Raw genomic sequence first — 14,962 nt, 5'->3', positions numbered from 1 at the left:
AATCGAACTCAAGGGAGATTCATTAAGAAAAAACAGGTAACTTTGGCAGTATAATAATCCTATCACCAATAAGCGCCCACGGGTCAACGAAAACCGAAACGAGGGGTCAACGTCTCCGAAATATGCATAAGACGGCCCATCAGGGTAGAACCCAGGGCTTTCAGGCTCGTTTCAATTCTACAAAATACGATTAAGACGCATCCCCCTTGTTTTTGGCACCAGACAGATCAAAGTTTCAATTCTACAAAATACGATTAAGACGGTTTTGCGACGGGTCACGTGTGGGAGTGTAGGGAGTTTCAATTCTACAAAATACGATTAAGACAGCTTGCTGGTGACGATCTGAAGGCATACAGGAAGTTTCAATTCTACAAAATACGATTAAGACTTTTGCTGTTCCCGTTATCTTTATGGCCGCTAACTCTGTTTCAATTCTACAAAATACGATTAAGACTTGAAACGATGTTGGAGCGGGGGGTGAAGATGCTTGTTTCAATTCTACAAAATACGATTAAGACTGTCAGTGGTATCATATGAGTACACCTGCTCCGAAGTGTTTCAATTCTACAAAATACGATTAAGACATGAACCGGAACTCTACCTTGTAGTCGAAAAAATACTGTTTCAATTCTACAAAATACGATTAAGACTCACCGTCGGCCTGGCCGTCCATTTCGTCAAACTTTGTTTCAATTCTACAAAATACGATTAAGACCGCACCTGGGCCGAGGTAAATAAAGTGATTAGTCTGTTTCAATTCTACAAAATACGATTAAGACGCCTCCCATCCGCAAAGAACCGCTGATCTCTATTTAGTTTCAATTCTACAAAATACGATTAAGACTTCCTGACACTTTTCGGGATTCAGTACATGGCCATGTTTCAATTCCACAAAATACGATTAAGACAAGCTGGCTGGCATTGCCGCCGGTGTGGGTATCGCGTTTCAATTCCACAAAATACGATTAAGACTCCAATGTTCTGTTGATCCTTATAGAGGTTGTATATTGTTTCAATTCCACAAAATACGATTAAGACTTTTGTGCTAAATGATAGACCCTCTCAAAAAATACCGTTTCAATTCCACAAAATACGATTAAGACATTAATATATCCACTATCGGAAATGACTATATATCGTTTCAATTCCACAAAATACGATTAAGACTTGACGAACGGAGTGCAGAAGGAATATCCCAGGCCCGTTTCAATTCCACAAAATACGATTAAGACAGTGAAGCTGTCTGTTCGGGGCAATGGCTTACCGTGTTTCAATTCCACAAAATACGATTAAGACTTTGTTTGTAGAGATAGAACTAGAAGGGACTACTATGTTTCAATTCCACAAAATACGATTAAGACAAAGAAGAACTTAAGAGAGAACTAGGTTTATCATGTTTCAATTCCACAAAATACGATTAAGACAATCTCCACTCTATGAACATTATTTAGATACTTTCGTTTCAATTCCACAAAATACGATTAAGACCATATCGAGGGTGAGCTTGTGGTCATTACTGAGGTGTTTCAATTCCACAAAATACGATTAAGACGGGTTGTGTGTCTTTAGTAGACAACACAGTATCGTCGTTTCAATTCCACAAAATACGATTAAGACAAGATACAGCGGCAGCGATACAACGACTTCAGGCGTTTCAATTCCACAAAATACGATTAAGACAGGCTCGGAGGCTCTCGTTCCGTTTGGTGGCTTTAGTTTCAATTCCACAAAATACGATTAAGACATAATAATAGTTAAAGTGCTGAAAATCAGCGTTTTCGTTTCAATTCCACAAAATACGATTAAGACTGGATCTTGCTAGCGATTTAAGACAAACCAGTGCGTTTCAATTCCACAAAATACGATTAAGACGCCCTCACCCAGCTCCGCAAACGTGCTTGGCAGCAGTTTCAATTCCACAAAATACGATTAAGACAAGGTTCGGAAGCTCTTGTGCCGTTCGGTGGTTTTAGTTTCAATTCCACAAAATACGATTAAGACGTCCAGGCAGAGGTCATCAAAACGTTTCCTAGCGGCGTTTCAATTCCACAAAATACGATTAAGACTGTAGCGACGTTGCCGCCGGGAATTTGTATAGTATGTTTCAATTCCACAAAATACGATTAAGACATTACCCCGGACAGGGAAATGGTATTATTACCTATGTTTCAATTCCACAAAATACGATTAAGACTTTCATGTCGGCAACAAATTCAGGATCATTTTTCCGTTTCAATTCCACAAAATACGATTAAGACCAGGCCACTTAGCGCGCTCTGCAGTCTTACTATATTGTTTCAATTCCACAAAATACGATTAAGACCCTGCCGCACATGAATAGATTCGTGTCTAAGTGTTGTTTCAATTCCACAAAATACGATTAAGACAGTTATCCGCGCTCATGCTCCTCTTTCGGAGTTTAGTTTCAATTCCACAAAATACGATTAAGACCTTTTCCTGTAACCGTAGAGACCCAAGATTTAATTTTGTTTCAATTCCACAAAATACGATTAAGACTTTTATTCATTCAAAAACATTGTGCTGGAAACACTGTTTCAATTCCACAAAATACGATTAAGACACGAAGAGCTTCGGGATCTAACCGCCTGGGTAACCGGTTTCAATTCCACAAAATACGATTAAGACGAAGACCGGAATCTATAAGCTCATTGCCGGTGATTAGTTTCAATTCCACAAAATACGATTAAGACTATAAAACGACTGCTTAGTGAATGAGGTCTCGTCGTTTCAATTCCACAAAATACGATTAAGACCGGACCGAAAACACACCCTGACTACGGCATTTAAAGGTTTCAATTCCACAAAATACGATTAAGACATTCGCCGAAAAAACATCAGAAACAAAACTTTAGTATTGTTTCAATTCCACAAAATACGATTAAGACCCCGGTACGGTTCTATCTACGGCAGCCTCATACTTGCGTTTCAATTCCACAAAATACGATTAAGACCATTTATATCATTTTGTGCTTGAGCATTTGCATCATCTGTTTCAATTCCACAAAATACGATTAAGACTATAGGTGTCACCCTCCGGAAGAACTCAGCTGCAGGTTTCAATTCCACAAAATACGATTAAGACAAATACCGCCGCCATCCGTGACAGTCTTGTGCGCTTGTTTCAATTCCACAAAATACGATTAAGACAACGAGGCCAGGGATATCCGGATCCGGATCCGGAAGTTTCAATTCCACAAAATACGATTAAGACGCTATAACCCCTCACCACTACCCATTTTATAGAGTCGTTTCAATTCCACAAAATACGATTAAGACCACCGATGTGCCTTATTCGGAATTCGCAGCTGTTGTGTAGTTTCAATTCCACAAAATACGATTAAGACTGTTTTTTGCCCGTGAAATCTCCTGCTCGATGATCTGTTTCAATTCCACAAAATACGATTAAGACCATATATCACCTCGTAGTTCATGGTTCTATCGAAAGTTTCAATTCCACAAAATACGATTAAGACGATTCGGCTCTTGTCCTCCGAAAAGGAGATCAGTTCGTTTCAATTCCACAAAATACGATTAAGACTGAACCGGCTGGTTTTCATCGGCCTGATCGTTATAGGTTTCAATTCCACAAAATACGATTAAGACGAATGGGATTTTGACAGCTTTGATTCCAATTTCTTTAGTTTCAATTCCACAAAATACGATTAAGACATGTTTTTTGCCCGTGAAATCTCCTGCTCGATGATTTGTTTCAATTCCACAAAATACGATTAAGACGGCGCAAAGCTCCCCTTCTTAAAACCATTATAAAAGTTTCAATTCCACAAAATACGATTAAGACTGTAGTACTCCCAATCATCCCGCGCCTCCGTTGTCAGTTTCAATTCCACAAAATACGATTAAGACTTTTGTAGCTGTATCAATATCGCCACAGACAAGATGTTTCAATTCCACAAAATACGATTAAGACACCTTACCGGCCCACTGCCGATTTATTTCAATATGGTTTCAATTCCACAAAATACGATTAAGACCCCATCGGCCGAAATGCATGATCAAGGTGGCATCGCTGTTTCAATTCCACAAAATACGATTAAGACTCTTTTGCCAGACAATGCCCTGTTATACGTTGTCAAGTTTCAATTCCACAAAATACGATTAAGACGTAAGACCGATACCAGTAAAGAGCCGGGTAGTTATGTTTCAATTCCACAAAATACGATTAAGACTGATCGTAAAGATAATCATGAAAGTACTTATTAACGTTTCAATTCCACAAAATACGATTAAGACTGAATGTCGTTAGTCATCCCAATTGAAACTAACTGAGTTTCAATTCCACAAAATACGATTAAGACCCGTGCTCCTGTACTTACGCTTACCGCCAACCATGAGTTTCAATTCCACAAAATACGATTAAGACGTGTTTTTTACGGCTTTAAGAATTTCATATATCTGTTTCAATTCCACAAAATACGATTAAGACACTGGTGTAATGGTAGCATGCATGCACGCATAAGCAGTTTCAATTCCACAAAATACGATTAAGACTTCGGTCTCAATGCCGTGAATCATAGCCCTTGTAGGTTTCAATTCCACAAAATACGATTAAGACACCAGGACTTCCGGGCGAACAGCATCTAATTCAACCGTTTCAATTCCACAAAATACGATTAAGACGGGGTTTCCCCCTCAAAACGGAACAAACCATCATTAGTTTCAATTCCACAAAATACGATTAAGACCGAAATCGAAACAATCACGGCCGAAAAGGCAAGGCTGTTTCAATTCCACAAAATACGATTAAGACTCTATCTCTTCTTCGGTAAACATGCTAAGAATCTCGTTTCAATTCCACAAAATACGATTAAGACGGTGTTGGCTTCAATGGTGTCCAGGGCTAAATTTTGTTTCAATTCCACAAAATACGATTAAGACTCTATGCCGATACTGTATTCTTCGGTTGGGAATGGGTTTCAATTCCACAAAATACGATTAAGACAACTTCCCGGTAACGCTCACTATCTATAATTTTCGTTTCAATTCCACAAAATACGATTAAGACTTACTGCGGCTTTAATGGTGTCTACCATCGTAAGGAACGTTTCAATTCCACAAAATACGATTAAGACAGCTTTTTATTTTTCAGTAATTCAGGTTCTAAAATGTTTCAATTCCACAAAATACGATTAAGACAATTTACCGTTTGCGGTTCATACGCATCCCCTGAAGCGTTTCAATTCCACAAAATACGATTAAGACTTTATCCAGTATGGCTTCGAAATCGAATTCTGGTTTGTTTCAATTCCACAAAATACGATTAAGACTGTACAGGGGGTTGGAGGTCGCAAAGTACGACACCGGTTTCAATTCCACAAAATACGATTAAGACTGTCCGATTAATAACCAAACACAACTTTAATCGGAGTTTCAATTCCACAAAATACGATTAAGACCAAAATGCCAAATCCAAAGCAGGTAGGCAAGTTCTGTTTCAATTCCACAAAATACGATTAAGACGTCAATATTGTTTACAATACTACGGAAAACATTAAAGTTTCAATTCCACAAAATACGATTAAGACCGCGGTGGATTCATGAGCTGGCGAACCGGAAATCAGGTTTCAATTCCACAAAATACGATTAAGACGACTGTAAGCCGGGGTGAAGATGAATTTTCAAAAGGTTTCAATTCCACAAAATACGATTAAGACCCGTCGCTTTGACGAGTAAAAAAGCCTGTTTTTCAAGGCTTTAATTTTTCAAAAATAGGATTTTTAAGCTGAAAAAGTTGTCGACCCCTGATAATAAAATTCAAGCAGGGCATCGACAACCCCTTAACTTGTTGATTTTCTGACGATCATTTATTGATTACAAAATATCAAAGAACTTTTAAGGCTTAATGGAGATGATCGACAATTACAGGAAATTGTCCAACTCGTTCTTCTCCTTTCCGACAACCTCCTTTTCCAGCCATTTTTCGCCTCTGCTTTTAAAGATAATGATACTATCTGCTTCTTTATCCATGATTTCTTTGGCGCGACATAGCAGTTCCTTTAGTTTAACTTCGGTGATTTCTCCTTCAAAAACACTGTTCTGTATCCAGTTCAGGTATTGACGGCATAGCCTTAACATCTTTGATACTCGTTTTTCTGCTATGTCATAAACTAAAATAATATACATTATAAGAGGATTAAAGTTATAAAGTATAGGTTATTGTTATCAGCGACATTATTCCAATTCACCATCGGGCCTTAAAAGGTTTATACTCATCCATACCCAGAATATGCTTGGTTAATTTGTAACACTCCAGCTTTACCAGATGTTTATAACTTACGTTTCTCTTCAGTACCGGATGTTTGAAGGTCTCATTGATCCTTTCTTCCCAGGCTTTTACAAAAGTTTTCCTGCCTCCATCTTTTAATAAACAGGCATTCAGCTGGTGGTCAAAATCTTTACTTTGAATCTCTCTTTTGTTCAACAATCTGAAAATGAGCCGGTCTACCAACAGGGGTTTAAAGATTTCGGCCAGATCCAGTGCCAGTGAAAATCTCCTGTAACCGGGTTCATGAAGAAAGCTGATAGTAGGATTCAACTGCGTATGGTAGATTTGATTCAGGCAAAGTGTATAACAAAGCATATTTCCAAATGAAATCAAGGCATTGATCTCATTTTTTGGCGGACATTTCGACCGGTTCTCCATCTGAAAGTCACCCGAAATAATTGTATCAAAAGCCGGATAATAGGTTTGTCGTATATTCCCTTCTATACCCATCAGCTCATCGATATCAGTAGCATGATCAATGGCCATGGCATATCCCTCCATGGTTTCCAGGATGGCCGAAAGATCTTTTTCCCGGTTAATATAATATTTCAGATTCTTGCCCATATTAAAGGCTGCCCCACTCACAAACTTCCGGGCTATTTCCAGTCTTTTTTTCTTATCTGTGTATCGTTTAGTTTGTTCTATTTGCATTTTCCCTGCCAAAAGATATTCTTTTGGCATAAAACTCCCCGTGTAATGTTCGTAATAGTCAAAAAAGTGTACCGCTATTTGTTCTTTCCCCAGGAAATTATATAAGGCACTGTTGGCATCCAAAGCTCCGAAACAGTAAAACTCGCTTACTCCTTCCACCGGTATATATTTAGGGGCACCTTCCAGGCCTTTTTCGTCTACCGGCGTAAATTTCAGGGTATTGTCTTTGCGGCTCATGCGGCCGGGATTAAATAGATAGTAGGTTTTTTTCATATAGGGCCTGGATGAATTGTTCTGTAATTTTTTAAGGATGAAGGAAATAAAATTTACAATTATGAATAGCAAGATGGAACCTATTCCTCATCCACATAGCATAATTCGTAATAGGAGCAACTTTTACATATTTTGGTATGGATTACCGGCGGACACTCCTCCCCATCTTTAAGTTCAGCCACTTTTATAACCACCTCTTCTAAGTACTGTTCATCTGTTTCTCTCAAATCCAAATGACTGGTATGCCTTATGAGGGGATATTCCAAAATAGCCGAAACGTGGTCTATACCATTTAATTTCAACAGCCACAGATAATATTTCACTTGCCACTCGTGTGCATTTTCTACTTTGTCGCTCCGTTTGGTTTCATGAATAATCTTGTTACGCGCATCATAAAAGTCTATTTTTCCGTAAAGTGTAATTTCCTTCCCATTCTTGCTCTTAGGAGATAGCCTTGCTGATAGTTCAATCTCCGTATGTTTTTCAGCCCGCTGGGGATAACTGATCTCGTGCAGTAGTTTCCCGTCATAAACAACCTCACTGGTGTGTTCCATCCGTACGCCGTTGGCATGTAACCAGCATTCCCGCTTACAAACGTGGTAAAGGTTGACAAGAGTCGCATTAATGTTCATCGGTTCAGAAAATATTCTGTAAATTCATTCAGCTCTGCCAGTTCAATTTCCATATACTTTTTGAAAATAGTATCTCCTACTTTTTCCCTAATAGCTGATATTCCAACATCAATAAGGCGTAAACCCGAATTCGTAAGGAGAATATTATCAAATGCCAGACCAGTGAGGTTAGAAGGCCTTTTTATATCACGATGTACAAAACCCGCACGATGCAACTGGCGTATTTCATCCATAAACACATCCAGCCAGAGTTCTCTTCGTTCTACTTCATACGCCCTGAAATCTATAGGGTAGATTCTTTCCATCACCAGCATTTCCGCTTGCAATTCCTCATTGAAATCCAGGTGTTTGAATTTCACTACCAAATCATTGACCTGGTTGGCATAACGCATTTTTTCTGCTTCAGAGCCAATGTCAGAGCGGCTGTCACCTACAAAAAGTTTGGCAACTTCCTGTTCATTAAGGACGATTACTCGGTTATTTGCACCGGAGGACAGGAGGCGGGGGTATTTCATTTCATTACGATTCTAGTAAGATAATCAATTGCTGTACTAATATAAAATATTCTTCTTCGGTTTTAAAATCAGGGAGTATGCAGTTAGAACAGTAAATTAAACGTTATCATAAAAACTGGGTTTCATTACTGTTAAAATCCTTATCCCGCATTCCACTCTCTATGTCATATAACTCCGGCCAGTGTTCAATATATTTATAACCAAATTTACTTTTTTCCACATCTGAAAAAAGGATAATTTGCTTTTCTACATTCAGGTTCGCAAAAAGAGAAAAGACATACTTTGACATAATTCCCTGCAATATCTTTTCATATGTTTTTTGCCTGATAAATTCCTGTTTATTAAGAATAAGATTTAAGTATATATCAAAAACTTCTCGCCCTTCAATTTCTTCGTTGTGGTTAGGGAATACATTGTACCTGCTCAGAAAATCCAGCTCTATTTTACTGAAAATATTTTCTTTCTGTTCATCGGTTGTTCCATCTACTTGTAAAGGGATATTTACGGGCACAAAACACGAAATATTTTCCTGGTTTATTAACTTGAAGTCTTCATGAACAGATTTGAATTTTAGTGATCGTATTTTATTTTCATAGTCAGTAAAATTCTCCACCATCTCCTTTTCATTCCAAAGATTTCTATCATTTAGTACAATATTATAGAGTTTGTCAAAATCCTTTTTGCTTAATATTTCTTTATATTGCTCCTTATTGATGTGCTTCCGGGTTAGCTCTAATCTTTTGTCTTGCCCGTAAATTATAGCTTCTTTGTTATAGTTAAATAAGAAGAGCGTACAGTCACGCTTATTAACATTCCGATTAATTCTTCCAGCCAGTTGCTCGTCACTGTCTATTAGTGAGCGATCTTTAAAACCCAGGTCCATATCAATATCTACTCCTGCTTCTACTACCTGGGTAGTAATCAGCAGGATTTTCTTGTTCCGGTTGGATTTATTTTTCAGAAAATTAATAATATATCTTCTTCGGTGTTCAAGGATGCTGCCTGATAACAGAAATATCTCATTGAAAAAGTTAGTTCTTTGAATAATTTGATAAAACTCAGCTGCAGTCTTCTTAAAGATAAACTCTATGATTGCATACACACTTCCGGGGGGCTTTACCTTGCCAAAATCTTTTGCAGCATATATTTCAGATTCACTAATCAACTTATCTGCAATTTCTTCAAGTTCCAGATCATTTCTGTCAAATAAGTCAAAATTGAACGAAACCCGACCTGCGAAGTTTGGATTATTGAAATACATCTCTTTGGCGTTTGGCAAAAGGTAAACAAAATCCTGCACTTTATCTTTAATGACATTCAGCTTATCCAGTTTGGGTAAGGTTGCCGACATCAATATGAATTTGATATTGAATTTATCAGCATATTGCTTTACAAAATAGATTACCTTATCCCAATGCTGAGGATTATACGATTGCAGTTCATCAATAATAACCACTGAATTAGCTAAACGATGCAGCAGGTAATTGGCTTCTTTTTCGTTGGTTTTTAACATATCAAAGAAGCGGATATGTGATAAAAAGGTAAATGGAAAGTTCACAAAGAGATAATTGATATAATTAAGTTTTTCATCTCCGTATTCATCATCTTCCATGCCTTTATTTGCTTTTATACCCGCCTTAGAATGCAGCTCTACCATTTCTTCCTCCTTCAAAGCCAATGTTTCTTTCAGAGATTTATAGGTTTGTGCGATTAAGGTAGTAAAAGGAAAAACATAGAATACCTTATTGTACTGCCCTTCATATATTTTCAATAATTCTATGGCAGCCAATGCCGATAAATTGGTTTTACCCCCTCCGGTCGGGGCTTCGATATAAAACAGGTTGCTTTGATAATATCTACGAACATTCTGAATTACTTCAATTGCCATTTCCTGCCGGAGGATATTCAAATTATCACCATTGGCTATTTGTGGATTTTGTATTTCATAGCCGCTGATTTTCTGATTAACCGACTTGTTGTAATTCCTCTTTTCTTCATCTTTATTAATCCATTCTTCCTGGCTTATAAAACAATATAATTCATCAATTCTCTCTTTTGTAAGTGTGCCAAAATACTCTAGTGGAAACTGGTTCATATACTCATTGGTTGCCAGGTAATCAGATGCAGTGAGTAATGAAAAATTCAAACGGCATAGTGCATAAAGTGAAAATGAGTGATGTGTAGACAAAGCTTTTTGATTAATCAATAAGTCATTTTCCCCGATCAGTTGAATAATTTTCGGATGAATGTTATAGGCAAATGCATGTAAATACCCGGAAAGAAATGCCTTGACTTCATCGAAATTAAATTTCGCTTTCAAATCTCCAAATCCGGTTGTGTACAGGCAATCATCATCCAATTGCCTGCTATGATGTTTAAAAATCGAATAGGACAAATAGATACAGGTGGTAATTAAAGTCCGATTCGGTTTAAACTCTAAAGCAATCTCGTTTAGGTGCTTGCTCAGATAGATATAAGCACCTAATGCCGAATGAGTTGAATTTATAGGACTTTTCTTGAATGTACGATCCCTAAATAATTCATTCTGCATTTTATCAAGCTGGAAACGTTCGTTTATCTTACCGAAGTCATGAAAAATAATCGTATTTACAAAAAGCTTCTTTAAGTAGTTTCCTGTTTCCGGATGAGCACTTTCATTAATATCTTCTACTAATTTGTCAATGATAGCTTCAAGCCTGTGTTCATTTACTAATTTTACAAGGTATTTATTGACCAATAAAGTATGTTCCTCCAATGTTTCTTCAGGAGTACTCTTGTTTATCTTGGGTAAATGTGCAAAATAAGACGCTGCATCTTTTAAGAATGTATCTAATGCAGGAAATTCATTTATAATATCAGCTACTGACTTATAGCAACTGGACATAAGCATTTAACTCTTGAATAAAAAATAGTCCCTCAATGACATGAGCATTATTTATATAATAATTAGAGAAGGCATATTCTGATATATCATATTGCATCAGCTCAAGATCAAAATCTTTTGGTAATCTTTCGAAATAGAGGAAATTCACTTCCTCAAAATCAAGATTAAGCAAATCAGGGAAGGGGACTTCCGTATTTCCCTTCAGAACAATTTCTTTCTGAAAGATTGTTTTGATTTTAATACGTTCCTCTTTAGATATCTGTTTCTGAATGTAGCTATATTCTTTAACGGAATCTTGATTCCACCAGGCTGTAAATTCATTTTTACCTAAATAGGGAATATATTCAGCCTCTCCGTTTTTTATGAAATGATAAAGCTGATTATGGTAGGCATTCTCCAAATTCAGCAATAAATAAATTCGATACCCGGGGTTTATCAAAGTGAGCTCTTCTGTTAAAAAATTAGAGCCTTTATTGGCATAACCTACTGTATTAGAATACTTAATATTAGTCTTGCTATAGCTGCCTTTATCGTGGTTCAACGGTTCTATGCCAATTTTGACTTCTCGCAGCTTTTCATAATATTCAGGAAGTTTTCCTTTTTCTTTGTATCCGCTTAACCCAATTATTGCTCCCAAAATACCTAATGCCGCAGGGCGGTGAATGATATTATAGGATAAGTTAATAGTATTATTGGTTTCCGGCTTTCTGAAGAAGGCAAAGTCAGCCTGTATATCAAATGATATTAATTTCATCGGCTTATCTTTTAGAGTTCAGAGAAAACCGCACCTGCCGGCTCATTCAATACTTTAGTATTCGACTTGTTATAATAGATTTCTATTCTCTCAATTTCGTTTTTAATCTGAGTATCTGCCAATAAAGTACTTACGCTAGATAAATCAATTTCTCTCTCCTCATTAATCCCGATAAGGCTAACAAAAGAGGGCAATACTGCTTTTGACTCCGGCTTTAGCTGTACCCATAGCAGTAATTCGTTTTCGGTACCGGCTTTTGCAGCAGAGTCATAATAAGTAGCCCCTTTTCTGAGCCCTTCTTTAAGTTTAGCTATATCACTTTCTGTAACCCCTTCTCCCTTGACCCGTTGTGTATCGTCTTCAATATTTTTGGGATTGACAGAAAAGTGGTGAACGTAATGCCCCTCCTGCAAACGGGATTGAGAGCCTAAAGTGGTCATCGTACTTTCAGCGCTTGCTTCATTTGAATTTCTGAACGGTGACATGATTTGTTCAGAATAGATAACATTCTCCACAAACTTGTTTAACCCGTGCGTAATCTGGCATGTACCATGAATAGAAATATTGGTTTTACCTGCATAAGTTCCACCAAATAATCTAACATCGATACATTTCAAAATATTACTCAAAACCTCCAGTCTTAATTCCGGGCTTTTATCCTTTCCATTAAATTTTCCAAAATGCAAATTGTAAGTTTCATCCAATGTACGCGGAGACATTTCTTCACTTAATGACTTAAAATAGAATACTTTTTCTCCAAGAGCATCTTTCCAATAATTCCTTATCGAATACTTCAATGCTTTATCGGTAGCATATACCGTTCCATTAGGCAGTTTACGGGGCTGACCGGAAAAATCTGCATTATAATTGGAATTGATAGATTTGATGACGGCGGCACCGTACACCCGGTTATTAAATGTTGTCATTGTAATTTATTTTGAAGAATTTGAACTAAATAATTGATTTTTTGAAAAAACTCCGGAAAGAATTTGTGGCAATAAATGCTTAAGATTGGCATCGGTTTCATAGCTCAACACAAAAGCGGCAACTCTTTCGAAATTTCTGGAAAAATTTTCGTGTTTGTAGCGGCCGAAATCATTTGCTATGTTTTTTTTAAATTCCACACATCTTGATTGTTGGAGATAAGGTTCCAGCAGGTTATAACTGCTGTCTGCCGACTTGCTTTTACTTAGAATATATTCAATAACCTGTCCTGCGGCAAAAGCAAATTTTTCATCTGTAATATCATTCAATTGTTCTTCCGCTATGATAGCAGAAACAAAGTCCTGATACTCTTTTAATTTATTTACCATATTTATTTTTTGTTTGGGGTTAAAATACTCATACAGACTATACCAGATATTTAATTTCTCTTTGATGCCATATCCATTACCATGTTTAATGTCATCTGAAATACTATTGAAAACCATTTCATAAAACACATTGCCATCAATAGTATTTCGCTGTGATTTATACACAAAGTCGTAAACCGCTTTTCGATATTTGGAGTAGGATCCGAACGTCATATCCAACTTAGCATAATCTTCCTTATTCAGATCTCCGAAATAATCAACTCGTAAATATTTACTCTGAATCAATGGTTTTAACGCTTGTTGTTCAAAGTCAAAAATATTCTTGATAAGTGGGTAGTGTTTATCTGCTTTTCCTCCTTTTTCTTTTATCTCGAAAAGGTTTTGTATGATTACCGGCTGTTTGAACTTGTATTCAAATCTGGAGACAAAGTCAAAGTCTTTAAAAACAATTCCGTCCATTGAATTTTGCCAGAAAAGCAGGTAATAGTTTGCTATATCCGATTCTGTATCTTCGACAAGCTTTTGAATGATTTCCTTGTATCCGAATTTAAAACCACTTTCCCTGAAGATACTTATAACCCTATCTTGTAGCATTTCATTCTGGTAGATGAAAATGGGTAAGGGGTTGGGCAGTGTTTTATTCGGAAACATATTTTTCAAGTCGTTCAACAGTTTTGCCTCTATATTTGAAATCCTGCCACTGATATCAAAACTCGCAGTTTGGTGCATCAGGAAAGGCATGTTACTATTGAAACCGTTCATGAAATTATTGGTGCCAAATATCAGCCCTTCATTATTTGGTGTAGTATTGTATTTATCCGTATTAAAGAGCTTGTCGTCTAAATACTTCTTATGAACACTTTTATAAAGCTCTAAAGCAACGTCCAGGTATAAAATAACGTAGCTACCCTCTTCTAATGGCTTTACTTTTAGAAGCTCCTGCTCTGTGTGAGTAATTTTCTCCTTTACGGCTTCTTTTTGAGCTTTATCGTTAATCTCTTTGAGTTCTTTTTTTAGTTGTTCCCCCTTTTCTTCCAAATGGCTTCTGATCATGGCATATTCATTCTCAATTTTTAATAAGACTTTTGAAAACTCATTATGCGTAAAAAAATGTTTAAATTGTACATACTTCTCTTTGTCCTCCTCATTTTCAAACAATGTAAAAGCTTTGTTAAAATACTCTTCAAAGCGCTCATAAATCTGTTTCTTCTTACCTTGATTTTCCGTATACTTTTCTCCCCCCTCCAGATGCTCTCTTTTAAAACCTACAGCAAAAGGAGAACAGGTATGAATTGCTTTGATGGGCAAATCGAAACACTTATTGGTATCAATGCACCATGCGTTTTGATGCAAAAGTTTGCAATAGTTTAAAAAATCAGAAGGTTCACTTTTCTGCTTTCTTGAATATTGCTCATGGTAAAAGTTTTCTAAATCTAATGAGACTCCACCATTCTCATTTACGATATTCTTAATGAGAATATGCAACCCTTCTTTTGGCACAGAGCCGAGATTCTTAAATTCTTCATCAAGGCTTTTTGTAAAATTTATTAGTTCTTTTATCATCACTCTAACATTTTTGTTAAATGATTATATATATCAATGTCTGAAAAATCATCTTTGGAAAACCATTCAGTGA

At 36.8% G+C, this 14,962-nt stretch carries 8 protein-coding genes and 1 CRISPR repeat array; all 8 genes read right to left on the bottom strand.

From position 1 onward, the window contains the following. Window positions 1-168: 168 nt before the first annotated feature. A CRISPR array of direct repeats spans window positions 169-5,693; the repeat unit is 29 nt; unit sequence GTTTCAATTCCACAAAATACGATTAAGAC. A 205-nt stretch (window positions 5,694-5,898) separates the two neighbouring features. The 8 genes from cas2 to AB2U10_RS18375 all read right to left on the bottom strand — a co-directional run bounded on the left by cas2 (window position 5,899) and on the right by AB2U10_RS18375 (window position 14,889). Beyond that, on the bottom strand, window positions 5,899-6,162 hold the full coding sequence (cas2, locus tag AB2U10_RS18410; RefSeq protein ID WP_367916516.1) for a CRISPR-associated endonuclease Cas2: 264 nt from the start codon (window positions 6,160-6,162) through the stop codon (window positions 5,899-5,901). 58 nt (window positions 6,163-6,220) lie between these two features. Continuing rightward, window positions 6,221-7,228, bottom strand: coding sequence for a type I-B CRISPR-associated endonuclease Cas1b (cas1b, locus tag AB2U10_RS18405; RefSeq protein WP_367916515.1), 1,008 nt, complete (start codon window positions 7,226-7,228; stop codon window positions 6,221-6,223). An 80-nt stretch (window positions 7,229-7,308) separates the two neighbouring features. Then, complete coding sequence (gene cas4, locus AB2U10_RS18400; protein WP_367916514.1) at window positions 7,309-7,860, bottom strand: CRISPR-associated protein Cas4; 552 nt, start codon at window positions 7,858-7,860, stop codon at window positions 7,309-7,311. Beyond that, the gene (locus tag AB2U10_RS18395) at window positions 7,857-8,375 is read right to left on the bottom strand and encodes a protein kinase family protein (protein WP_367916513.1); all 519 of its coding nucleotides are present in this window, start codon (window positions 8,373-8,375) and stop codon (window positions 7,857-7,859) included. Before AB2U10_RS18395 ends, cas4 begins: the two co-directional genes overlap by 4 nt. Window positions 8,376-8,481: 106 nt before the next feature. Then, window positions 8,482-11,259 (bottom strand): CRISPR-associated helicase Cas3', encoded by a 2,778-nt coding sequence (gene cas3 / locus AB2U10_RS18390; protein WP_367916512.1) that lies wholly within the window; start codon window positions 11,257-11,259, stop codon window positions 8,482-8,484. Then, window positions 11,243-12,013, bottom strand: a complete 771-nt coding sequence (gene cas5b / locus AB2U10_RS18385) for a type I-B CRISPR-associated protein Cas5b (protein ID WP_367916511.1) — start codon at window positions 12,011-12,013, stop codon at window positions 11,243-11,245. The genes cas3 and cas5b overlap by 17 nt, the downstream gene beginning before the upstream one ends. Window positions 12,014-12,024: 11 nt before the next feature. Next, on the bottom strand, window positions 12,025-12,939 hold the full coding sequence (locus tag AB2U10_RS18380; RefSeq protein WP_367916510.1) for a type I CRISPR-associated protein Cas7: 915 nt from the start codon (window positions 12,937-12,939) through the stop codon (window positions 12,025-12,027). A 6-nt stretch (window positions 12,940-12,945) separates the two neighbouring features. Then, a complete protein-coding gene (locus AB2U10_RS18375; protein ID WP_367916509.1) occupies window positions 12,946-14,889 on the bottom strand; it encodes a hypothetical protein in 1,944 nt (647 codons plus the stop codon). Window positions 14,890-14,962: the final 73 nt, after the last annotated feature.

This window comes from Leadbetterella sp. DM7 (genome assembly GCF_040829825.2).
Taxonomy (GTDB): domain Bacteria; phylum Bacteroidota; class Bacteroidia; order Cytophagales; family Spirosomataceae; genus Leadbetterella.
The sequence above is the reverse complement of the archived record's forward strand: the minus strand, read 5'-3'. Positions and strand labels throughout refer to the sequence as shown.